Annotated in this window: 17 protein-coding genes and 1 pseudogene; 11 read left to right on the forward strand and 7 right to left on the reverse strand. The window is 69.1% G+C overall.

Annotation, left to right across the window (positions count from 1 at the left end):
• Positions 1 to 5: 5 nt before the first annotated feature.
• A complete protein-coding gene (locus tag ACZ3IC_RS03235) occupies positions 6 to 995 on the forward strand; it encodes a 4-hydroxy-3-methylbut-2-enyl diphosphate reductase (RefSeq protein WP_467411965.1) in 990 nt (329 codons plus the stop codon).
• Positions 996 to 1,063: 68 nt separating this feature from the next.
• Complete coding sequence (gene ppgK / locus ACZ3IC_RS03240; protein WP_467411967.1) at positions 1,064 to 1,822, forward strand: polyphosphate--glucose phosphotransferase; 759 nt, start codon at positions 1,064 to 1,066, stop codon at positions 1,820 to 1,822.
• Positions 1,823 to 1,914: 92 nt separating this feature from the next.
• Here ppgK and ACZ3IC_RS03245 read toward each other — a convergent pair whose 3' ends face one another.
• A complete protein-coding gene (locus ACZ3IC_RS03245) occupies positions 1,915 to 2,418 on the reverse strand; it encodes a DUF6542 domain-containing protein (protein WP_467412130.1) in 504 nt (167 codons plus the stop codon).
• A 330-nt stretch (positions 2,419 to 2,748) separates the two neighbouring features.
• Here ACZ3IC_RS03245 and ychF point away from each other — a divergent pair, with 330 nt between their 5' ends.
• A complete protein-coding gene (gene ychF, locus ACZ3IC_RS03250; protein WP_467411969.1) occupies positions 2,749 to 3,837 on the forward strand; it encodes a redox-regulated ATPase YchF in 1,089 nt (362 codons plus the stop codon).
• Positions 3,838 to 4,304: 467 nt separating this feature from the next.
• Positions 4,305 to 5,744, forward strand: a complete 1,440-nt coding sequence (locus ACZ3IC_RS03255; RefSeq protein ID WP_467412131.1) for an ATP-binding protein — start codon at positions 4,305 to 4,307, stop codon at positions 5,742 to 5,744.
• A 413-nt stretch (positions 5,745 to 6,157) separates the two neighbouring features.
• Here ACZ3IC_RS03255 and ACZ3IC_RS03260 read toward each other — a convergent pair whose 3' ends face one another.
• The 4 genes and pseudogenes from ACZ3IC_RS03260 to ACZ3IC_RS03275 form a co-directional block, all read right to left on the reverse strand.
• The gene (locus ACZ3IC_RS03260) at positions 6,158 to 6,550 is read right to left on the reverse strand and encodes a DNA-binding protein (RefSeq protein WP_467411971.1); all 393 of its coding nucleotides are present in this window, start codon (positions 6,548 to 6,550) and stop codon (positions 6,158 to 6,160) included.
• Complete coding sequence (locus tag ACZ3IC_RS03265) at positions 6,550 to 6,801, reverse strand: hypothetical protein (protein ID WP_467411974.1); 252 nt, start codon at positions 6,799 to 6,801, stop codon at positions 6,550 to 6,552. The genes ACZ3IC_RS03260 and ACZ3IC_RS03265 overlap by 1 nt, the downstream gene beginning before the upstream one ends.
• Positions 6,802 to 8,081: 1,280 nt before the next feature.
• Positions 8,082 to 10,703 carry a discoidin domain-containing protein gene (locus tag ACZ3IC_RS03270; protein WP_467411975.1) on the reverse strand — a complete coding sequence of 874 codons (2,622 nt, stop codon included), beginning with the start codon at positions 10,701 to 10,703 and terminating at the stop codon, positions 8,082 to 8,084.
• Positions 10,704 to 10,908: 205 nt separating this feature from the next.
• Positions 10,909 to 11,255: pseudogene (locus ACZ3IC_RS03275) on the reverse strand (threonine synthase); the annotation flags it as partial.
• Between the two features lie 218 nt (positions 11,256 to 11,473).
• Between ACZ3IC_RS03275 and ACZ3IC_RS03280 the strand changes: the two are divergent.
• The 7 genes from ACZ3IC_RS03280 to ACZ3IC_RS03310 all read left to right on the forward strand — a co-directional run bounded on the left by ACZ3IC_RS03280 (position 11,474) and on the right by ACZ3IC_RS03310 (position 18,940).
• Positions 11,474 to 13,057, forward strand: a complete 1,584-nt coding sequence (locus tag ACZ3IC_RS03280; protein WP_467411976.1) for a S8 family peptidase — start codon at positions 11,474 to 11,476, stop codon at positions 13,055 to 13,057.
• Positions 13,058 to 13,458: 401 nt separating this feature from the next.
• Positions 13,459 to 14,211, forward strand: a complete 753-nt coding sequence (locus tag ACZ3IC_RS03285) for a GntR family transcriptional regulator (RefSeq protein WP_467411978.1) — start codon at positions 13,459 to 13,461, stop codon at positions 14,209 to 14,211.
• Positions 14,212 to 14,422: 211 nt separating this feature from the next.
• Entirely contained in the window at positions 14,423 to 14,650 is a 228-nt protein-coding gene (locus tag ACZ3IC_RS03290; RefSeq protein ID WP_467411980.1) for a hypothetical protein, read from the forward strand.
• Positions 14,651 to 14,867: 217 nt separating this feature from the next.
• Entirely contained in the window at positions 14,868 to 15,050 is a 183-nt protein-coding gene (locus ACZ3IC_RS03295) for an SPOR domain-containing protein (RefSeq protein ID WP_467412134.1), read from the forward strand.
• A gap of 42 nt (positions 15,051 to 15,092) precedes the next feature.
• Complete coding sequence (locus tag ACZ3IC_RS03300; RefSeq protein ID WP_467411982.1) at positions 15,093 to 15,497, forward strand: (deoxy)nucleoside triphosphate pyrophosphohydrolase; 405 nt, start codon at positions 15,093 to 15,095, stop codon at positions 15,495 to 15,497.
• Positions 15,498 to 15,757: 260 nt separating this feature from the next.
• Entirely contained in the window at positions 15,758 to 16,186 is a 429-nt protein-coding gene (locus tag ACZ3IC_RS03305) for an ATP-binding protein (protein ID WP_467412135.1), read from the forward strand.
• Positions 16,187 to 16,378: 192 nt separating this feature from the next.
• On the forward strand, positions 16,379 to 18,940 hold the full coding sequence (locus tag ACZ3IC_RS03310) for a SpoIIE family protein phosphatase (RefSeq protein WP_467412137.1): 2,562 nt from the start codon (positions 16,379 to 16,381) through the stop codon (positions 18,938 to 18,940).
• A 303-nt stretch (positions 18,941 to 19,243) separates the two neighbouring features.
• On the opposite strand, the gene ACZ3IC_RS03315 is transcribed toward ACZ3IC_RS03310, so the two are convergent.
• Together ACZ3IC_RS03315 and ACZ3IC_RS03320 are read right to left on the reverse strand one after the other, a co-directional pair.
• Positions 19,244 to 19,957, reverse strand: a complete 714-nt coding sequence (locus ACZ3IC_RS03315) for a PspA/IM30 family protein (protein WP_467411983.1) — start codon at positions 19,955 to 19,957, stop codon at positions 19,244 to 19,246.
• Positions 19,958 to 20,064: 107 nt separating this feature from the next.
• Positions 20,065 to 22,206: a TPM domain-containing protein gene (locus ACZ3IC_RS03320; protein ID WP_467412139.1), complete on the reverse strand. Its 2,142-nt coding sequence runs from the start codon at positions 22,204 to 22,206 to the stop codon at positions 20,065 to 20,067.
• Positions 22,207 to 22,311: the final 105 nt, after the last annotated feature.

Raw genomic sequence — 22,311 nt, forward strand, 5'->3', positions numbered from 1 at the left:
TTACGATGGGACGCATGACTGCTCCGACATCTCGCCGTGTCCTGCTTGCCGCTCCCCGTGGCTACTGCGCGGGCGTGGACCGTGCCGTGATCGCCGTGGAGAAAGCCCTGGAGCAGTACGGCTCCCCGGTGTACGTCCGCCACGAGATCGTCCACAACAAGTACGTCGTACAGACCCTGGAGAAGAAGGGCGCGATCTTCGTCGAGGAGACGGCGGAGGTCCCCGAGGGATCGATCGTGATGTTCTCCGCGCACGGCGTCGCGCCGACCGTGCACGAGGAGGCGGCCGAGCGGAAGCTCGCCACGATCGACGCGACCTGCCCCCTGGTCACCAAGGTCCACAAGGAAGCTGTCCGCTTCGCGCAGGACGACTTCGACATCCTTCTGATCGGCCACGAGGGCCACGAGGAGGTCATCGGCACCTCCGGCGAGGCCCCCGAGCACATCACGCTGGTCGACGGCCCGGAGGACGTCGCCGATGTCGAGGTGCGCGACCCGTCGAAGGTCGTCTGGCTCTCCCAGACCACGCTCTCCGTCGACGAGACGATGGAGACGGTCGGCGCCCTCAAGGAGAAGTTCCCGCTCCTGATCTCGCCGCCCAGCGACGACATCTGCTACGCCACGCAGAACCGCCAGATCGCAGTGAAGCAGATGGGCGCGGACGCCGACCTCGTGATCGTCGTCGGCTCCAAGAACTCCTCCAACTCGGTCCGCCTGGTCGAGGTCGCCCTCGGCTCCGGTGCGAACGACGCCCATCTGGTCGACTTCGCCGACGAGATCGACGAGGCGTGGCTGGAGGGTGTCTCCACGGTCGGCGTCACCTCGGGCGCATCCGTTCCCGAGGTCCTGGTCGACGGCGTACTGGCATGGCTCTCGGAGCGCGGTTTCGAGGACGTGGAGATCGTGAAGGCGGCCGAGGAGTCCATCACGTTCTCACTGCCCAAGGAGCTCCGCCGCGACCTGCGGGCCGAGGCCGCGGCGCTCATGGAGAAGTAACGGCTTCGCGCCGGCTCACTTCGCGCTCCGGGAAGTGAGCCGGGCCACCTGCCCGTACCGTGGATTGCATGCAGATCTTCGGCGTGGACATCGGCGGATCCGGGATCAAGGGTGCTCCCGTGGACCTGGACCGCGGAGACCTGGCGCAGGAGCGCCACAAAGTACTGACACCGCACCCGGCCACGCCCAAGGACGTGGCCGATTGCGTGGCCGAGGTGGTCGGTCATTTCGACTGGTCGGGCCCGGTGGGCATCACCTTCCCGGGCGTCGTCACCGGCGGCTGCACGCGCACCGCGGCCAATGTCGACAAGGGCTGGATCGACACCGACGCCCGCGAAATGCTCGGCGACAGACTCGGCCTCCCCGTCACCGTCCTGAACGACGCCGACGCGGCCGGCATCGCGGAGATGGCGTTCGGCGCGGGGCGTGGGCGCAAGGGGACCGTGATCGTACTGACGTTGGGTACGGGGATCGGCAGCGCCCTCTTCATCGACGGCAAGCTCGTACCCAATACCGAGCTGGGCCATCTGGAGCTGAACGGCCTCGACGCGGAGAAGCACGCCTCCACCAAGGCCAAGGAGGACGAGGAGCTGAGCTGGCACCGCTGGGCGCACCGGGTGCAGAAGTACCTGGCCCATGTGGAGATGCTGTTCTCGCCCGAGCTCTTCATCATCGGCGGAGGAGTCAGCCGCAAGGCCGACAAGTTCCTGCCCCTGATCGAGCATGTGAGGGCGGAGATGGTGCCGGCGGAGTTGCAGAACAACGCCGGCATCGTGGGCGCGGCGATGGCGGCGGCGGACTCCCACTCGGCCCGTACATCCCACTAGGCCTCCCACTAGTACCGTACTTCGCGGGGCCCCGGCCACCTTTCTTTCCCCTGTCCGCTCGGCTGCCTTTTCGGTTGCCTTTCGGCCGCCGGTCAGCGCTCGGGGCGGCGCGGTCCCTGTGTGGCCCGCGCTGTCTGCGCGGCGAGCAGCATCCGCCGCTGCCGCTGCCGGGCCCGCATCTGCCGCACCTTCCGTACGGTCGCGATGACCCCGGCGATGAGCGTCCCCCCGTACAGCCACCCGGCATGTACGGCGAGCGCGGTGACGAGCGCCATGGTCTGGCCGCCGAAGCCGCTCGTGCCGCCGGAGATCGGGATGACCCCGACGGCGAACGCGATCGGCACGATGATCGGCGCGGTCACCAGGTCCGCGGGCCGCACCCACAGTGCGGTCAGCGCACTGACGGGCAGGAACAGCACCCCGAACACGGTCGACGAACCGTCCAGGAGCAACCAGTCGAGGCATGCCAGTACGAACATGACGGTGGCGGCGAAGAGCCCCGCGCCGATGCCGGTCAGCCGGGGATTCGGTAGCCTGCGCAGCGCGAGAACGACGGGCGGCACCGGCCGTGACCGGCCCTCCGGCTTCGTGTCCATCACCCGATAGACGGCGGCGGCCTCGTCGATGGTGCCCTGCGGGGACAGCGGGGCCTGCCGAGACTGCCTGCGCTGCGGGGGACGTGTTCTGTGCTGCTCCACCGGGACAACGTAGGTCGCCGGGCGGGAGTAAACAGGTGCGGGACACGCGCTTTGGGTGACCTTGGGGATGAGTTCGATGCCACACGGCCGAACGGCAACCGAATCGGCGCCCGACCGGACCCGTGGTTACCCGGTCGCCCCCGCCCGTAAACTGGAGAATCGGCCCAGCCGGGCCGAGGTCATCCCGTCCTCCCTCACCTCCTCCTCACTCCTCAGGAAGTCGCCAACGTGTCGCTCACGATCGGAATCGTCGGCCTGCCGAATGTCGGCAAGTCGACCCTGTTCAACGCCCTGACCAAGAACGACGTGCTGGCGGCCAACTACCCGTTCGCCACGATCGAGCCGAACGTGGGCGTCGTCGGTGTCCCCGACTCGCGCCTGAACAAGCTGGCGGAGATCTTCAGCTCCCAGCGGCTGCTCCCCGCGACGGTCGACTTCGTCGACATCGCCGGCATCGTCCGGGGCGCTTCGGAGGGTGAGGGCCTGGGCAACAAGTTCCTGGCGAACATCCGCGAGTCGGACGCGATCTGCCAGGTCATCCGCGCCTTCAAGGACGAGAACGTCGTCCATGTCGACGGCAAGGTCTCGCCCAAGGACGACATCGAGACCATCAACACCGAACTGATCCTCGCCGACCTCCAGTCCATCGAGAAGGCCGTCCCGCGCCTCACGAAGGAGTCCCGCCTCCAGAAGGAGAAGGTTGCGGTCCTCGCCGCGGTCGAGGAGGCCCAGAAGATCCTCGAGTCCGGCCAGACCCTCTTCGCCGCAGGCATCACCGCGGGCACCGAGAAGGGCAAGCTCCTCCACGAGCTGCACCTCCTCACCACCAAGCCCTTCCTCTACGTCTTCAACGTCGACGAGGACGAGCTGGTCGACGAGGACTTCAAGGACGAGCAGCGCGCCCTGGTCGCCCCCGCCGAGGCGATCTTCCTCAACGCCAAGATCGAGTCCGAGCTGATCGAGCTCGACGACGACGAGGCCCTGGAGCTCCTCCAGTCCATGGGCCAGGAGGAGCCCGGCCTGGCGACCCTCGGCCGCGTCGGCTTCGACACCCTGGGCCTGCAGACCTACCTCACGGCAGGCCCGAAGGAAGCCCGAGCCTGGACGATCAAGAAGGGCGCCACGGCCCCCGAGGCGGCCGGTGTGATCCACACCGACTTCCAGAAGGGCTTCATCAAGGCGGAGATCATCTCCTTCGAGGACCTGATCGAAACGGGCTCGGTCGCCGAGGCCCGCGCCAAGGGCAAGGCCCGGATGGAGGGCAAGGACTACGTGATGCAGGACGGGGACGTGGTGGAGTTCCGCTTCAACGTGTGACGGGCTGACGCCGTGATCGGCTGAGGTGCTGGTCAGGCAGTAAAACCCCAGGTCAGGGGCCAGATCTTAGGGTCTGGCCCCTTCCTTTTTCTCCGGCTGGATCAGCCTGTTTCCTGGCCGTGCGCTGACTTGGTGCTGTGGAAAGCCCAGGTCAGAGCCCTTGGCAGGGCCCCGCCGCAGGTCAGGATCCGGCTTCAGACGTTCCGCTTCAACGTCTAATACGTTCAGCGAAAGGCCATCTGACCTGCGGTGGAGCGGGTTGGGCGGCCTTGCGGTCCGTCCGGCCGCACCCGCAAGGCCATCACCTCGATCCGCTTCAGGCTCGCGGTCTACCAGCGCCGCCGCGTCCCCGGCGCTGGATCTCGCCCTCCGTGCCCGCCTCCGTTGTCCCCGCTAGAGCGCGGGGTGAAGTAAGATTCAATCTACGTAATAATCTATCTACGTTAATCACCCTGGGGGGGTGTGTCGTGGAATTCCAAGGTCGGGTCGGAGATCTGGAACTGCTGGCTGAGCAGTACCGGACAGTGGCAGAGGGTGTTGGAGCCACTCGAGGGCGGGCTGTGATCATGACTGGCCGACGCCGAGTGGGGAAGTCGCGACTGGTCCAGGAGTTCTGCGACCGCTCGGGAGCGCCGTACGTGGTGTTCCAGGCCACCCGGGGGCGTAACCCCGTGGCGGAGCGCGCCGACTTTGCCGCGACTCTCGCGCAGTCGCTCTTGCCGGGGGTGGAGTTGGTCGCCGGCCTCCAGGCGCAGGACTGGAACCAGGCCCTGCGCTCGCTGGCGCTTGCCGTACCCGATGACTCACCCAGTATTGCGGTGATCGACGAGGTGCCCTGGCTGGTCGAGCAGGATCAGGAATTCGAGGGCGCACTCCAAACTGTCTGGGACCGTCACCTGTCTTCCAAGCCCGTGCTTCTGCTGCTGGTTGGCAGTGATACGGCGGTGATGGAGGCACTGCAGTCGTACGGGCGCCCGTTCTTCGGCCGAGCAGCGAAAATGACCGTCCACCCCCTGAACCTGGCTGACGTGCAGGCCATGACCGAGCTCGACGCGGCAGGGGCCGTCGATGCTCAGTTGATCACCGGCGGATTTCCCGAGATCGTGCAGTCATGGAAGCCGGGTATGGGACGTACGGCCTTCTTGCAGGCTTCGGTTGCCAATCCTCTCTCGCCTTTGCTCGTGGCCGGCGAGCTGACCCTGCTGGGTGAATTCCCTGAGGCTTCGCACTCGCGGGCCGTACTCGAAGCGGTTGGCAGTGGTGAGCGCACGTTCAGCGCGATCGCGGCCCAGGCCGGCGGCGCCAACGCGCTGCCGTCCGGCACGCTCTCCCCGCTGCTGGCCATGCTGCAGGCCAAGCGAGTCCTGGCCGCTGATCTCCCCCTGTCCGCCAAGCCGGACAGCAAGAACAAGCGCTACCGGATCGCTGACCCGTATCTGCGGTTCTGGCTGGCTTTCTTGGCACGCGCGATCCCACTCATCGAGCGTGGTCGGGGTGACTTGGCACTGGAGCGCATCGAGCGGTCGTGGACCACTTGGCGCGGGCGAGCGGTCGAACCGCTGATCCGCGAGTCCTTGCTGCGTCTGATGCCCCATGACGAGTGGCCCGAGACCGAGGCCATCGGCGGTTGGTGGAACCGTCAGAACAACCCCGAGATCGACCTCGTTGGTGCAGATCGCGAGCCGGTGGCCCGGCAGGTGCACTTCGTCGGGTCGGTCAAGTGGCTGGAGACCCAGCCTTTTGGCCGTCATGAGTACGACGCCTTGGTGCGCGACATGCTCGCTGTCCCCGGTACCGCCCCGGATACTTCACTGGTCGCGGTCTCCCGCTGTGGGGTGGCCGATGATCTGCCGCTCACCGCGCACTGGGGGCCGGAGGATCTCGTCCAGGCGTGGCAGCCCCGGTAGGTGCGGAGCCTGAGACCTCTCATCTCGCGAGTACTCCAGGTAGGCGCGCTGTGGACGGCAGCAGGGACAGGGGTAGCGGCGGCTCACCTGCGCAGTCTCGTTGACCTGCGGTCCCCGGGCCATGTATTTCCAGGCCGGTGCGGGGCCTGCCAGTCCGCAGGACACTCGTAAACAGCCGTCGGGAGTCAACGCTTGCCAACGGAGAAATCGCTGGTCAGGGCCCTGGATGGGGCTCCGTCGCAGGTCAAGATCGGGGATCAGGCATTCCGCTTCAATGTCTGACGTTCCATCAAAGATGGTACCTAGCCTGCTTGTCTGGCGGGTCGGGCGCAGGTGCCTGTCCGCGGGGAGTCCTCGTCCGCGAAGTGCTGTGGCTGACGGCTGGCCTGGTTGGCGTGGCTGTGGTCGGCGCTTCAGACCTTGACGACCTCTACAGAAGGGCCGGACAGGAGCGTCAGGTCCTCGGGGTCGGAAGTGAGGACGGTGACCGGCTGGGGCGCGTTGCGGGCGATGACGGCGAAGGCGGCGTCGATGGCGTACTTGTGGCCGTGGAGATGATGGGCGCGAAGGAGGGCGGCGGCTTCGTCGGTGACCTCTCTGGTGACGTCGTGAATGTCGACGCGGGAGAGGACCCACTTGATGCGGGCCGGGTGGATCCGCTCGTAATCGGCCTCAAGGGTGGTCATGGCGCTGGTGGCCACGCGGACGCCTTCCTCTGATGCTGCCTGGACCAGAGCCACGACGGTGCGGTCCTTGCGGTAGAGCTTGGAGAGTCCTTCGCTGTCGAGCAGCAGGGTGCCAGGCATCAGGCGGCGGCACCGCCGACCTGTCGGTGGTCATGGCGCAGCAGCGCGCGGGCGGCCTCGATCTCCTTGCGGGTGAGCTCGTCGTTGTCGGTCTCGAAGTCGGCGACGATCTCTCGAAGCTTGTCCATGGCGACCCGTTGTTCCAGGGCTTCGGCGACGTAGGCGGAGAAGCCACCGGGCCCGACATGGGTGCGTACGGCCTCGGCGAGGTCCTCGGGCAGGCTGATGGAGTACTTTCTACTACCACTCATGGTGTCGATCCTACCAGCGGTCGTAGCTCTGTGGGCGCGCATGCAGCGCGGGGGAGGCGGCTCGGCGCTCCACCTCCCCCTTGCGGGACGCTGCCCGGTCCGTAGGTGGTCCGCAGGGCGGTCGTAAACGCTCGTAAACGCTCGTCGGGGGCCAACGCAATCAAACGGTGAAATCCCAGGTCGGCGGCCTGGGCGAAGCTTTGTCGCAGGTCAGGGTCGGGGCTCAGGCATTCCGCTTCAACGCGGATGGACCGTCGGGTGTGCCGGCCCGCTGCCTGCGGGGAGCCCGGTGGTATTCGGTGAAGGCGAGCTCAGCCAGTTGGTGGCTGGGGGTGAGTGTTCGGTGCCGCTGGAGGATTCGGGTCGAGGTTCCCCTCAAGGCGGACCGGGCAGGGGCGGTGGCAAAACATTCACGACGACCGGAGGCGGAGGGTTCGAAGGCGTGGGTACCTGAATGAGGAAGGGGACGAATGTAATCCGGCCGCCCCTGTTCAGAGCCCGCTTCGAAAGCCGATAGCACACGATCGCGTCTGGATTGCCAATGGTCGTATAGCACTTGAGCACCGATGGTGAGGCCTGAGTGTTTTGTGGTGAGGCAATGGAGCTACTTGCTGATGTGCCCAATATGCCGGCCTCCAAGGCGAAGGAGGCTGCCACTGCGACAGTAATGTTTCGCAAGGCTGTCTTCTGCATGTCCATCAGTCCAAAGGCGTAGGAGTGAACTGGACTGTCTCATCAGCGCGCTGGGGCTTCAGGGGCCACGCACGTTACGGATCAACGGGAACGATTCGCTTTGGGCTACTGGGCGTTGGCGACTACCGTCTTGTTCGGCCCGGTCCGCTGCCGGCCCGCTTTCCCGTTCGTTCAGCTGGGTCTCTGGAGACGGCCTCAGTTCGAACCGGCAATCTCCGGGTAGCGTCTCGTACGACACCGACCCCAGCTCCCGCAGCGTCTTCGCGTACATTTTCTCATGCTTCGGCCGCTCTTCACTTGCTTTCCGGTCGCGCACCCGCGTAACGGCGCATGGCGAACGGTCGATGGAGACAACTCCTCGAGCCATGACTGGCTGGTTGAATACGGAAAAGCTTTCGGCGCGACATTCTCAAAGAGAACGCGCAAGCTGTAAGAGCGCGGGTTCGGCCTGCCCCACCTCATCGCTCTGCGGGCCGGCCCTGGTGCTGGGCGGAATCCTCCTCGGACGGCCGGTGGCCCGGAGGGTAGTGCGACGTGCTCCGGCGATCCGGGAGGGCTCCGGGCAGGCGGGACTTTCGAATCACACCCTAGGGCTGCGTGACCCTCAACTCCCTTACGCCCACCGGCTTCTCCGGATCCTCGCCGGTGACCGTAAGCCGCACCCGACGGGCCACCGCCCCCCGCCGGTACGGATGCCAGCCCGTGCCGTTCACCGATGTCTCCAGGCGGTACGAGGAGGAGCGCACGTCCGTCCACTCCGGCTCGATCGAGGTCACCGGGGCCGTGCGCCCCAGGTCCACCGTCAGTGTGCCCGTCACGCCGTTCGGGGACCAGGACGTGGCCGGGCTGCCGTCCACCGCGGCGGCCGCGTACAGGCCGGGGGTCTCGGAGGTCGCTGTCACCGGGCGGCAGCGGGCCGCGTCGGTCGTCCGGGCGAGGTCGGGGCGGCGGGTGGGGAGGGTGAGCGTGCCGGTGAGGAGGCGGGGCCCGGTGGGAGTGTGGACGGTGAAGGGGACACCGGAGGTCAGCCGGACCGTCGTCGTCAGGGGGCCGATCGCGATGTCGTACACACGGCCCCGGAAGCGCAGGCCCGTCAGCGTGACGCCTTTGCCCAGCTGCGGCGGCAGCAGCGGATCGAGACGCACCCCGTCCTCCCGCAGCCGAAGGCCCGTCAGGCCGTGCGTGAAGACCTGGAGGAATCCGCCTTTCCCGGTGAGGAAGTCCTGGGCGGGGAAGCCCGACAGAGGGTCCTGGGCGCCGGACTTCGTGCCCCGGGCCTCACTGAAGAGGGCGTACGGACCGCGCATGAACGGGCGCACGGCACGCTGGAGATAGGTGTACGTTGCGCAGCCGGCTTCCCCGATCGCGGCCGCGTCGATCGCATGGACCGAGTCCGTCATCGCCGGGCCGTCCGGATCGGTGCGCTCGGCGTAGTAGTTGAGCGTGGACGCCCGGGCGCCCGGCTCCATCGGCCACTCAAGTGGGTAGATCAGCAGCACCGTGTCGGCCTGTTTGATCGTCGAGCCGTTGTAGCCCGCGTACTGGAGGAAGAGCTTCCGCTTCGGGTCGTACGGGATGCGTAGACCGTCCGCGACCCGCGTCCACTCGGCCGGCGCAGGATGCCCGAGCAGCTGCGCCGCACGGGTGGCGTTGCGCAGAGCCGTGGCCGCGACCGCGTTGGTGAAGACCCCGTCGGTGACGCCGTTGCTGTACTCGTCGGGGCCCGCGACATCCTTCACCGAGTAGCTGCCGTCGTCGTTGGCGGTGGCCCGTGACACCCAGAAGTCGGCGATCCCCCGAAGCAGCGGCCACCCGTGCCCGGCCAGCCAGTCGCGGTCCCCGGTCGCCAGGTAGTACTGCCAGACGGCGAGTGAGACATCACCCTGGAGGTGGTTCTGGGTGATGCAGTGCGGGGGGTCCCAGCTCTGGCACTCCGACCGGAGATCGCCCCTGCTCGCGCTCGTCCACGGATAGAACAGGCCCCGGAATCCCAGCCCCCGGGCGTTGGCACGGGCGGCTCCGCGCGTGCGGTAGCGGTACTCGACGACCGAACGGGCCAGCTCCGGGCGGGTGACGAGCAGCCCCGGGTACATCCAGATCTCGGCGTCCCAGAACACCAGGCCCGCGTAGTTGTCGCTGGTCAGACCGGCCGGGGCGATGCTGTCGCGGGACCCGGTGCGGGTGGAGGCGAGAAGTCCGTACTGCGCCGACCGCAGCCACTTCTGCAGCTCGGGGCTGTCCGGTACGGAGATGTCGGACGTCCAGGCCTGCCGCCAGGCGGCGGCATTCGAGGCGAGGACACCGGACCAGCCGCGCCGGGCCGCGCGCCGGGACGCCTCGCGGGCGGCGGTGCGCGGGGCGGACGAGGTGAGCGCGGTGTCGACTCCCACGTACTTCTCGAAGGTGTACGTGCGCCCCTCGCGCACCTGGTGCGTGCCGCGTAGCTGGTGAGTGCTCTGCGTCGGCGCCGATCCGCCGGTGCGCATCGTCTGGACGATGGCGCCCGCTGTCCCGGTGCCCTGCGTGCGGAACGTTCCGTCGTCGTTCAGAGTGATCCGGCGTGCGCCCCGCGGGTCGAGGCGGCCGGTGACGGTCGCCGTACCGCTCCAGTGGGGAGTCATGCTCAGCCGTACGGCGCCGGTGTGCACATCGGACCGGTCGGCGAGCACCTCGTACGTCAGGTCCGTCGCGCGCCCGTCGGCCGTGGTCCAGCGCAGTGACGTACGCACCAGGCCGCAGCGCAGGAACACCGTCTGGCGGTAGTGCGAGATGCTGCCCGGGGGCGTGTCGGAGCTGTAGGTCTCGTTGCCCACACGCACGTCGAGAGTCGTCCAGCTCGGCAGTGCGGCGGCCACCTCGCGGCCGCCGGCGAGGTCCTTGTCGCGCCCGAACAGGCCAGAGACGAAGGCTCCGTCGTAGCGCGGAGTGAACAGCGGCCAGCCGGTCTTCTCGCGCGACGCGGCATATCCGGCGCCTGTGGCGGGCACTCGGTGGCCCAGATAGCCGTTGCCGACATAGGGGGCGTAGCCGTCGGCTTCACCGAACCGGGTGGAGGTCGGCGCCCAGGCGGGGTCGGTGTCCCGTTCGCAGGCCGTGGGCGCGGGCGGGAGGGGAGTGGCCGCGTAGGAGAGGGGCGGAGGCGGCGCGATCAGCGCGCCTGCGACCAGGGACGTCAGGGACGTGAGGAGACAGATGCGCGAGAGGCTCACCGTACGAAGGTAGGGAAGCGCGCGCCCAGCGGCGGTGCACGGCGCGCGGCGCGCGGGTGAACGGCCGATCAAGGAGCGGGGCAGCCTTCCTGTCGGCGTGTCAGTGGACGCAGCGCCTGGGCGGGCTCCGTGCCGGCGAGAGGGTGCTGTTGCCGACCGGCACGGCGATGGCGTCCAGGAGGCGGCCGCCGAGGTCTTCCCACATCTCGGGCGACAGACGGCGGGCCGGTTCGGCGAGCATCGCGGCGCTGCGGTCCTTGAAGGAGAGCGTCGGCATCAGGAAGTCGAGCTTGGCCGAGACCGTGCGGTGAGCGGGACGAGCGGGGTGCGGCCCTCGCCGAGGGTGGTAGCGGGTGAGGCCGGGAACGGCGCCTCTTCGTAACGCCACAGTGAATTGGCACGTCCGGTCAGGGAGTTGAGCGAGAGCGGCCAGGCGGCCTCGAAATCGAGGTCCCAGGGGCCGCGGCAGACCGGGCAGCACCAGATGAGAGCGGTGGTTTCGGCGCGGGTGCTGTCCTGCGGGCAGAGATACAGGGCCATGCCCGCCGACATGTCGGGCGTGTAGCGGCCGAGTGGCGGCCGAGTGGCGGTGGCATGACACGCACCCTTGTGCGATTCCTGTGGATCGGTCAATCTTTCGCTGTCGGCCGGGTCGTGGGCAGCGCGGAATCGGTAGCAGATGATTGTCATGCCCATGATATCCGTCCTGCCGTGCCGCGTACCTCGTAGAACCCCCCACCAGCGCAACGCAATCGAGGAGGACCCCTCACATGTCAGTGATGCGTCACACCCCCCACGCGCGTCGAAGACTTGCCGCAGCGAGTGTCATAGCCGGTGCCGCCCTCGCGCTTTCCACCGCGGCGGCGTTCCCCGCCACCGCGGCAGGGGCGACGGCGGAAGGCCGGATCGAGAACGCCGGTGCTCCGGGCACCATCAGCGGCAGCTACATCGTCACGCTCGACGAGGCGGCGGCCTACGCCGGCTCCGCGCAGGGCAAGGCGCTCGCCAAGAAGTACGGCGCCGAGATCAAGAAGACCTACCGCGCCGCCCTCAACGGCTACGCGGTCGAACTCTCCGCCGCGCAGGCGAAGAAGTTCGCCGCGGACCCGGCCGTCGAGTCCGTTGTGCAGAACCGGACCTTCACGGTCTCCGGCACCCAGCCCTCGCCGCCCTCGTGGGGGCTGGACCGGATCGACCAGAAGACCCTGCCGCTGAACCAGAGTTACACCTACCCCGACAAGGCGGGCGAGGGTGTCACCGCATACGTCATCGACACCGGTGTCCGGATCACCCACAGCGACTTCGGTGGCCGGGCCTCGTACGGCTACGACGCCATCGACAACGACAACACCGCGCAGGACGGCTACGGCCACGGCACCCATGTGGCGGGCACCGTCGCCGGTTCGGCGTACGGCGTCGCCAAGAAGGCGAAGATCGTCGCCGTCCGGGTCCTCGACAACAGCGGCTCCGGTACGACCGCGCAGGTCGTCGCGGGCATCGACTGGGTGACAGCGAACGCCGTCAAGCCGGCCGTCGCCAACATGAGCCTGGGCGGCGGGGCCGACTCCGTGCTCGACGCCGCCGTACGGAAGTCCATCGCGTCCGGCATCACCTACGCGGTGGCCGCGGGCAATGAGTCGACCGACGCCTCCACGAAGTCCCCGGCCCGGGTCACCGAGGCCATCACGGTCGGCTCCACGACCAGCACGGACGCCCGCTCCAGCTTCTCCAACTACGGCAGCGTGCTGGACATCTTCGGCCCGGGCTCGTCGATCACCTCGGCCTGGAACAACAGCGACAGCGCCACCAGCACGATCTCCGGTACGTCGATGGCGACCCCGCATGTCGCCGGCGCCGCGGCCCTCTACCTGGCCGACCACCCGAGCGACAGCCCGGCACAGGTCTCCGCCGGACTGGTCGCCGCAGCCGCCACAGGAGTGGTGACGAACCCGGGGACGGGGTCCCCGAACCGGCTCCTGAACGTCGGCACCGGCACCACTACGCCGCCGGGCCCGAAGTTCGAGAACACGACGAGCTACACCATCAGGGACAACTCCACCGTCGAGTCGCCGATCACCGTCACCGGCGTTACCGGCAACGCGCCGGCCGCGCTGAGCGTGCCGGTCAATATCACCCACACGTACATCGGCGACCTGAAGATCGACCTGGTCGCACCCGACGGTTCGGTCTACAACCTGAAGGCGTACCGATCGGGCGGCAGCAGCGACAACGTGGTCACCACGTACTCGGTGAACGCCTCGTCGGAGGTGGCCAACGGCACCTGGAAGCTGCGGGTCAGCGACAACGCGGCGGCCGACACCGGGAGAATCAACTCCTGGGCCCTGCAGTTCTGATGACGGCTCCGTGAGCCGGTGAACGTGTGTGTGGGGTGGCCGCATCCGGGGCCGCCCCACACGCCGTGCGCCGACGCCGGTCGAGGTGCCGGTCGACGGTGGTCATCGGCTCGCCGTCGTCCGTGTCCCCGTCCAGTGACCAGCACATCGCGCCGCCCGGACCGTGCTGAGAGGTACATGAGTCGCGCTCTGCGGAGAGAGCTATTGGTCTGGATCAAAGGGGTCAAGGGGTTGGGAGGAGCCCTGGGGGAGAAGGGATGAGGCCTGCACGGCGGTTGGTGGCGGGATATGCGCATGGTCGGCGCGAATCATCACTTCGGGTGAAACTCTGGCCTGCGCTTGCGGTCCACAACCGATGGTTGTCAGGCTGTTGCAGACTGTCAACCTGTTGGGAGTGGCTTGTGGCTTTCGGTGAGCAGCCCGCCTATCTGCGTGTTGCAAGCGATCTGAGAGAGAAGATCGTCAACGGTTTGCTGCCGCCGCATGCGCGCCTGCCCTCGCAGGCCCGTATTCGCGAGGAGTACGGGGTGTCGGACACCGTCGCGCTGGAGGCGCGCAAGGTGCTGATGGCCGAGGGCCTGGTCGAGGGACGCTCCGGGTCCGGTACGTATGTGCGTGAACGCCCGGTCCCGCGCCGGATCGCCCGCTCCGGCTACCGGCCCGGGGCCGGGGCCAGCCCGTTCCGTCAGGAGCAGACGGCAGAGGGGGTGCGTGGAACATGGGAGTCCCGCAGCGAGCAGGAGGGCGCGAGCGCCGAGATCGCCGAGCGGCTGGGCATCGAGCCGGGTGACCGGGTGATGTGCACGAGATACACCTTCCGGGAGGCCGGTGAGCCGATGATGCTCTCCACCTCCTGGGAACCCCTCGCCGTGACGGGGCGTACGCCGGTGATGCTGCCGGAGGAGGGCCCGTTGGGCGGCTGTGGGGTGGTCGAGCGGATGGCCGCGATCGATGTCGTCGTGGACAACGTGGCCGAGCAGGTCGGCGCGCGCCCGGGGCTGGCGGAGGAGCTCCTGGCGCTCGGCGGCGTTCCGGGTCATGTGGTGATGGTGATCGAGCGTACGTATTACGCATCGGGCCGCCCGGTCGAGACGGCGGACGTGGTGGTGCCCGCCGACCGTTTCCGGATCGCCTATCACCTTTCGGTCAGATGACGGATGCGCGGAGGGTGCCGTCCCGTGCCGGTGACGGCAAGTCAATGCCCTGCCGGCTCCCGTAATCGACGGGCCATCGCCGGCTGCGATGGCTTGTCATGTCCCGCTCTTATCTGACAGTGGCGCCGGTCCCGGCGGGCTGCGGCTGTTGATCGCCCGGGCGACGAAGGGGGAGTGCTGCCTTGCCCGGCCCCACCCGGTGAATGGGCCGGTGTCGGGATCGCGGACAAACATCACCACCACCCACACCTGTGCGGTCTGCGAAACCGCCCACGAACTGGCGGGCATCGCTGACTGTCCCGTACGGGCGGGGCCGATCTGCTCGCTGTGCTGCTCACTGGACGCGGAGCGCGGGGACATCTGTCGCGAGCAGCCGTCGGTCGACCCCGTCCTCATGCCGATGCCGACGGTGCGTGCGGCGGCGCAGGAGGCGCGATAGGGGCCGGCGGGCGCCGGGGGGTGTAACTGCCACAGGGGGCGCATTCGGCCGGGTGCGCCCCTTCTTGATGGCCGGATCGGTATCTCTTTGTGTAATTACTTATCCGTTGAGTGAAGGTCAGGCGTAGGCTCCGGCATATGCGTACTGCGGTTTCCTGGGGATCCTTAGAGACGTGCATGCCGTTCGAGGGAGGGGCGCAATGCTGGGGAGAGGCCCGATGAGCGACAGCGGTGCCGAGCTCCCCTGGCTGGTGATACGGCAGGACGACAACGGCAATCGCTACCGCGTCGGCAGGTATGCCACGCAGGGCGAGGCCCGGAAGATTGCCGACAAGCTCGACAGCCATGGCCACAAGCAGCTTTATTGGGTGGAGCGCATCGGGCAGAGCGCCCGGCCGTAGGGCGTCCGACAGGAGCGGGACGGGGGCGTTACGCTCCGGCTCATGAACGATCGTGTGGTGGTGGCCGGAGCCGTTTACGACCAAGGTCGCCTGCTGGCCGCGCGCCGTAGCGCCCCGCCCGAGCTGGCCGGCCGGTGGGAACTGCCCGGCGGGAAGCTGGAGCCGGGGGAGAGCGGCGAGCAGGCGCTCGTGCGGGAGCTCCGCGAGGAACTCGGCGTGGAGACGGAACCGCTGGAGCGCATCCCCGGCGAGTGGCCGCTGAAGCCCGGGTACGTGCTCCGGGTGTGGACGGCCCGCCTGGTGTCCGGGGTGCCCGCGCCGCTCCAGGACCATGACGAACTGCGCTGGATCGGCCCGGGCGAGAGCGACGCGGTCGACTGGCTGGACCAGGACCTCCCCGCGGTCGCGGAGGCGATGCGTCGCCTGCCGGACGGCGCGCCCCACTGACCTGGATTCCGGCGGCGCGTGCTGACGTGGATTCCGGCGGCGCGTGCTGACGTGGATTCCGGCGGCGCGTGCTGACGTGGATTCCGGCGGCGCGTGCTGCTTGCCCCGTGCGCCCCTCCTCTCTGTGTCCATCTGTTCGTGCGCGCGGCCATACACCCGTACGCCCCACGTGTTGATGCCGGCGGTAGTTCGTCCCGAATATCGGGTATGTGCTGATTATCCCTCGTAAGCAGGATGTTCCCCGTTGCTGGTCCTGGGAAGTGATCGGCGTGATCGACACCGAAGGCGACTGCGCCGAGTGGACCTTTCCGGCTGTGCCGGGAGCCGTGCGCAGCGCGCGGCATGCGGTCCATGAGGCGCTGCGCGGCTGGGGGCTCGACGCCGCCGTCGGGGATATGACAGTTCTGCTGGTCAGCGAGTTGGTGACCAACTCGCTGCGGTACACATCGGGCCCCATCGGTGTACGGCTGCTGCGCCCCCATCCCAACGGCGACGCCCCTGCCGCCCGCCCCGGACTGCTCGTGGAAGTCTCCGATCCGCTTCCGGATCCGCCCACTGAACGTATGGCGGGACCCGACGACGAGGGTGGCAGAGGGCTGCAGTTGGTGGCCAGTTCCGCACGCCGCTGGGGGACCAGTCGCGGAAAGAGCGGCAAGACGGTGTGGTTCGAGCTGGCCCTGCCTGGTTAGGAGTGGGGTGGGACGCACAGCGATCACAAGGGTCGGACAGAACCTGGCTGAAAGGGACTGAGACCGTGCTGTGATCGTGAACGCCGTGTCGGTAGGGGCCGCAGTGCTGAATACTGCGTGCAGGACCGGTCCGGTGTGTGAGCTGGAGGGGACGGTCGCGTGAGCGAAATACCTGGGACAGCGGGCGATGTCGTGTGGCAGAGCAGCCCGCCTGGCTCGATCTATGACTACATCAGGGTCGCCTCCTTCTCGATCGGCCCCGACGGCCTGATCGAGCAATGGAGCCGCCGGGCCGCCGGCCTCTTCGGCATTGCCGCAGACAAAGCGGTGGGCACGGATCCGGTCGAGGCGTTCATGCCTGCCGAACTGCGCGCGGACGGGCACCGCCGGGTCGGCGAGATCCTCGACGGCAAGGAGTGGACGGGCCTCGTCCCCTTCCGGATACCGGGCGACGACGCCGTGCACGGGCTCGCCGAGATCTATGTGATGCCGAGTGAGACGGAGAGCGGGGAACGGGCCGCGCTCTGCATCGTCGTGGATGTCCGCGCGCTGCGCCGCATCGAGACGGAACTGGCTGCGTCACAGGCCATATTCGGCCAATCTCCCTTCGGTTTCGTGTTGTTCGGTACGGACCTCACGGTGGTACGAGCCAACCAGCGCTTCGCCACCGTCTTCGGCGGCCAGGCCGCCGACCACCGAGGCCGTACGGTCGAGGACTACCTCTCCCGCCCCGAGGCGGACCGGCTCACCGCCACCCTGGAGCGGGTTCTGGAGACCGGCGCATCCGTCACCGATCTCCAGCTCGTCGGCACCGCGCCCGGCGATACCGGCAGCCGCCACTGGTCCATGAACCTCTACCGCGTGCACAGCGGATCGGGCCGCCCCATCGGCATCGCCGGACTGGCCACCGATGTGACCCGACGGCACATCGCCGCCCGCGAGGCCGCCAGCGCCCGCCGCAACCTCGCCCTGCTCAACGAGGCCAGTGCCCATATCGGCAACTCCCTCGACCTGGAGACCACCGCCCGCGAACTCCTCGACGTCGCCGTGCCCGGCTTCTGCGACCTCGCCTCCGTCGACCTCTACCAGGGGCTGCTCACCGGCGACGAGGCGCCGCCCGGCAGCTGGGACTCGCTCCGTCAGGAGTCCGTCGGTGGCTCGGCCGAACTGCGCCGCGTCGCCCTCGCCAGTGCCGTGTCGGACGCCCTGCCCGCTGTCGTGGACAACGCCGCACCCGGCACGGGCACAGGCACCGGCCCGCCCGCGCTCGGCGCCGTACACCGCTTCTCGTACGACTCGCCCTGTGCCATCGCTCTGCGCACCGGTCGTGTCGAGGATGTGCCCGGCGACGACCGGGGTTTCGTCCAGTCCACGCTCGCCGTACCGATGGTCGCCCACGACACGGTGGTCGGTCTCGTCCAGTTCTCCCGTACGAAGGGCAGCGAACCCTTCGGCGAGCGGGACCGTGCGCTGGCCACGGAACTCGCCGCCCGCGCCGCGGTCTGTATCGACAACGCCCGCCTCTACCGGCGCGAGCACGAGCGCGCGCTGATCCTCCAGCGCAGCCTCCTGCCACCCGGCGACCCCGTGGCCGCCGGTCTCGACATCGCCTGCCGCTACCTCCCCGGCAACACGGCCACCGAGGTGGGCGGCGACTGGTTCGACGTGATCGAACTCCCCGGCCACCGCACCGCCCTCGTCGTGGGCGACGTCATGGGCCGCGGACTGCGGGCCGCCGTGGCCATGGGCGAACTGCGCACCGCCGTAAGGACCCTGGCCCTCCTGGACCTGGAACCCGCCGAGGTGCTCTCCGCGCTCGACGAGGTCGCCCGCGGGCTCGGCACCCCCGGCGGCAGCACCTCCTCCGACGGTTCCGGCGGCGCGCAGTGGCCCTCACGGGCCGCCCACAAGTCCCGCGAGGCGGACCTCTCCGAGGTCTACCTGGCGACCTGTGTGTACGCGGTCTACGACCCGGTCACCCGGCGGTGCACCTTCGCCAACGCGGGCCATCTCCCCCCTGCCGTGGTCGAGCCGGGCGAAGCCGCCCTGCTGCTCGACGTCCCGCCCGGCATGCCGCTCGGTGTCGGCGGCGAACCCTTCGAGGAGGTCGAGGTCGAACTGAAGGAGGGCGCCCTGCTCGCCCTCTACACGGACGGCCTCGTCGAGTCCCGCGACCATCCGCTCGACGAAGGACTGGCGGCTCTGCGCGGGGCGCTCGTCGAACCGGAACGGACACTTGAAGACGTCTGCGACCACGTACTGGCCACTCTCGACACCCGGCACGGCGAGGACGACATCGCCTTGCTCATGGCCCGCATCCAGGGGCTGTCGGCAGCCGCGGTCGGCGACTGGAGGCTGCCCCGTGAGCCGAGGTCCGTGGGCCGCGCCCGTGAACTGGCCCGTGGCCAGCTGCTCGCCTGGGACCTCGACGAGCTGGTCGACACCACCGAACTGCTGGTCAGTGAACTGGTCACCAACGCCCTGCGGTACGGGGAGGGCGAGATCCGGCTCAGGCTGCTGCGCGACCGTACGCTCGTGTGCGAGGTATGGGACGCAGGTCTCGTCCAGCCTCGACGACGGCGGGCACGCGACACCGACGAGGGTGGGCGAGGGCTGCAGCTGGTCGGGCTGCTGAGCGTGGCCTGGGGGTCACGACGGACACCGCGCGGCAAGATCGTCTGGTTCGAACTGGCACTGCCCGACGGACAGCCGGCCGCCGAGCGCACGGTGGAGCAGCTGCTGAGCATGTTCTGACTGGTTCGGGCCCCGCCGGGGCTTGCCCGGCAGGAGGCCGCGGGAAGGACTCGCCTGTCATGGGGCCGCAGGGGAGGGCTTGCCCGTGGTGAGGTTGTCGGGAGTTCTGCCAGGCAGGAGACTGCCGGCAGCTCTGCCAGGCAGGAGGGGTGCCGGGAGTTCCGCCCGGCAGGAGGCTGTAGGGGGTTCTGCCCCGGGAGGAGGCCGGCGGGAGCTCTGGCCGTCGTGGGGCTGCCGACGGCGGCTCTGCCCGGGAGGAGGCCGGCGGGAGCTCTGGCCGTCGTGAGGCTGTTGTCGGGGCGATCACGAGGCCGTTTTCAGGGCGGCGAGCCGGGCCTCGACCTCCGCGCTGTCGCCCAGGCTGTCCAGCTGCTCGAACTGGGCGTCCAGCGACGAAGCGGCGAGCTCTTGCTTGCCCAGCGCCCTCGCCTCCTCGCGCCGCACCTTGTCCTCGAAGCGGCTGAGTTCACTGGTCGGGTCGAGCACGTTGATGTTCTTGACGGAGTCCATCATCTGGTTCTGCGCCCGGGCGGACTTGGCGCGTGCGACGAGCTCGTCACGCTTGGACTTCAGCTCCGTCAGCTTGGTCTTCATCTGATCCAGCCCGGACTTGAGCCTGTCCACCACCTCGGTCTGCGAGGCGATGGTCGGCTCCGCGGTCTTCGCCTCCTTCTCCGACCGGAGCTGACGGCCGAGCGCGACCTTGGCCAGATTGTCGAACTTGTCCGCCTCCGCGCCCGCCCCGGCCGCCCGCAGCTCGTCGGCCTTGCGACTGGCGGCGAGCGCCTTGCCGCCCCACTCCTTGGCCGCGTCGACATCCTCCTGGTGGTCCTGTTGCATCAGCCGCAGATTGCCGATGGTCGCGGCGACCGCCTGCTCGGCCTCCGCGATGTTGGCCGTGTAGTCGCGGATCAGCTGGTCCAGCATCTTCTGCGGATCCTCCGCCTGATCCAGCAGCGCGTTGATGTTGGCCTTCGCCAGCTGGGATACGCGGCCGAGGATGGTCTGCTTGGTCATGGCATCTCTCCTGTGTGTGAATGCGTACGAATGAAGTCCTTGAGCCGACGTACGTGCCGTCGGCCGATGTCCGTGCCGCCGGGCCGCCGTGCCGCCGTACCACCGGCTCAGAAGCGGCCGTCGCCGCCCCGCCGACCGCGCGTGCCCCCGCCGCCGAAACTGCCGGGCCCGCCGCCTCCCCCGAAGCCCCCGCCGAACGCTCCTCCGTAACCCCCGCCGCCGCGGCCGCCCCCGCCCCCGCCGCCGCCCAGGAGTCCGCCGAGGATGATCCCGCCGAGCACCGCACCGCCGACCCCGCCGCCCCCTCCTTGCACACCGCCCGGACCGCCCGGACCGCCCCCGCCCCCGTACGACCGCACATCCTGTTCGGCCAGGCTCCTCGCCTGCCCGGCCAGGGAGTCCGCCTGCTGCGCCTCGGCCAGCGCGCCCTGGGGATCGTCGGTCCCAGCCAGTTCACGGGACCGGTCGAACCGCCGCTGGGCCTCTGCGAGGCGGGTGCGGGCCTGGCTGCCCACGGCTCCGCGGTTCGTGGTGATGTAGTCCGCGGCGGCGGCGATCGCCGAACGCGCGGTGAGCGTCGCCTGATCCAGGAGGGAGCGGGCCCGCCGGTTGCCCTGCTCCTGTTCGCGGGTGCCCGACAGCGCCGCGTCGAGCGCCGCGTCCGCCTCCTCCACCCTGCGCAGCGCATCGATCGGGTCGTACGGGCCGGCCCGCACCTCCCCCTTCACATCGCTGAGCACCGACTCCGCGCGGGCGATCCGGCCCCGCAGATCCGCCGTCGACACGCCCGCCCCGGTGCCTTCGAGCAGCCCGCCCGCATCGGCCAGGTCGGTCTCCATCTCGGTGAGGGCGGCAGGCAGCCTGCCCGCCGCCTCCGAGAGTTCCCGGCTCCGCCGGTCCACGGCATCGATGAGGGTGGTCGCCTGGTCCACGGCGCCCTCGGTGGCCCGTACGAACACCGCCGCTGCGGCGTTGTTCCCGCTGTCCACCGACTGCCGGGCCTGATTGAGACCGGAAGTGGCGAAGACGAGCCGGTCCTTGGCCTGTTCGACGGCACCGGCGACGGACGCGGAGGCCGACTCCGCGTACCGGTTGCGCATCGCGGTCAGGGCGGTCCCGGCCGTGGAGACGCGGCCGGCGAGGGCGCGGAAGGCGGTCTCGGCCGTGGCCAGGGCCTGTGGAGCGTTGCGTTCCAGGGCGCGCAGCCGGTCGAAGTCCTCGGACACGGCGTCGAGGCGGGTGTTGGCGTCCGTGCAACGGCTGATGATCTCGTCCAGCATCCGGCGCCGCGTCGCATCGTCCTCGGGAAAGGCGTCGTCCAGCTGCTGGCGCAACCGGAACGCGGCTGTCAGCTTGTCCTTCGCGTAGGTGACGGCCTCGGTGAAGGGAGCAGCGGCCTCCTCGCCGAACTGGGCGGTGGCAAACCCCAGTTCCTCCTCGCTGGTGCGAACCGCGTCGTCGGTGTCCACCAGCGCCTCCTTCGCCCGGGCATCGAGCTCCGGCAACGGAGTCGGCGGACGCTGTGGCCCGCCCGCTCCGGCGGGGGCCGGACCCCAGCCGGCCGCTCCGGGAGTGGTGCGGGTCGCGGCGCGCCTCCTGCGCCGGGCGTACGCGTAAGCGGCGATCGCTGCCGCGCCGCCGACGACGACCACCGGAAGAATCAGGTCCCCGGCACTCGTCCCACCGGAACTCCCGGTTCCGGGATCGGCGACGCCAGGTGTGATCGCCGGGGTGGGCACGGCCTTGTCCGCCAGTACGGCGGAGTACCCGTTCGCGGCGCCGATCGCCGCGCCGGCCCAGTCGTACTGGCGGAGCGCGGGCTCGATGGCCGTGCTCGCCACGTCCTGGAGTTGGGCGTCGGTGAAACGCGAGCCCTGTTCGACGGTGTACGCGTACTGCCGGTCATGGGTGGCGACGGCCAGCAGGACGTCGTCGCGGCCGAGTCCGTTGAGGTCGGCCGTCGCATCGGCCCAGCTCTGCGCGGACCGGCCGGAGAAGTCTCGTACGTACACCACGAAGAGCTGGATGCGGCGGTCGGCGTACAGCCGGTCGAGTGCGGTCCTGACCTGGTCCTTGCGGTCCCCGAGCGCCCCCACCTTGTCGGTGATCTGCCCGTCCCGGGACAGGGGGACGGGATCGTCGGCGCGAGCGGTCGGCGCGGTGGGGAGGGCCAGCCAGCACACCGTCAACAGCACGGTGAGAAGGGCCCGGCCCGGTATGGGTATCCGGGTGCGGCTCACGAGCGACATCACGTTTGTGAGGCTATGTCCACCCTCTGTCACCCGCGACCGGGCGATCCTTCACCGGTGCGGCACCGCGCCGGGCATACTGCGACGGCACACCGACACAACAGG

It is taken from the genome of Streptomyces sp. NPDC002958, assembly GCF_055563255.1.

Excerpts from the sequence above, each read along its gene's own strand:
- ACZ3IC_RS03295 (WP_467412134.1), top strand. The coding sequence starts at position 14,868 with ATGAGCGACAGCGGTGCCGAGCTCCCCTGGCTGGTGATACGGCAGGAC.
- ACZ3IC_RS03280 (WP_467411976.1), top strand. The coding sequence starts at position 11,474 with ATGTCAGTGATGCGTCACACCCCCCACGCGCGTCGAAGACTTGCCGCA.
- ACZ3IC_RS03245 (WP_467412130.1), bottom strand. The coding sequence starts at position 2,418 with ATGGACACGAAGCCGGAGGGCCGGTCACGGCCGGTGCCGCCCGTCGTT.
- ACZ3IC_RS03320 (WP_467412139.1), bottom strand. The coding sequence starts at position 22,206 with ATGTCGCTCGTGAGCCGCACCCGGATACCCATACCGGGCCGGGCCCTT.
- ACZ3IC_RS03260 (WP_467411971.1), bottom strand. The coding sequence starts at position 6,550 with ATGCCTGGCACCCTGCTGCTCGACAGCGAAGGACTCTCCAAGCTCTAC.
- ACZ3IC_RS03265 (WP_467411974.1), bottom strand. The coding sequence starts at position 6,801 with ATGAGTGGTAGTAGAAAGTACTCCATCAGCCTGCCCGAGGACCTCGCC.
- ppgK (WP_467411967.1), top strand. The coding sequence starts at position 1,064 with ATGCAGATCTTCGGCGTGGACATCGGCGGATCCGGGATCAAGGGTGCT.
- ACZ3IC_RS03235 (WP_467411965.1), top strand. The coding sequence starts at position 6 with ATGGGACGCATGACTGCTCCGACATCTCGCCGTGTCCTGCTTGCCGCT.
- ACZ3IC_RS03315 (WP_467411983.1), bottom strand. The coding sequence starts at position 19,957 with ATGACCAAGCAGACCATCCTCGGCCGCGTATCCCAGCTGGCGAAGGCC.
- ACZ3IC_RS03300 (WP_467411982.1), top strand. The coding sequence starts at position 15,093 with ATGAACGATCGTGTGGTGGTGGCCGGAGCCGTTTACGACCAAGGTCGC.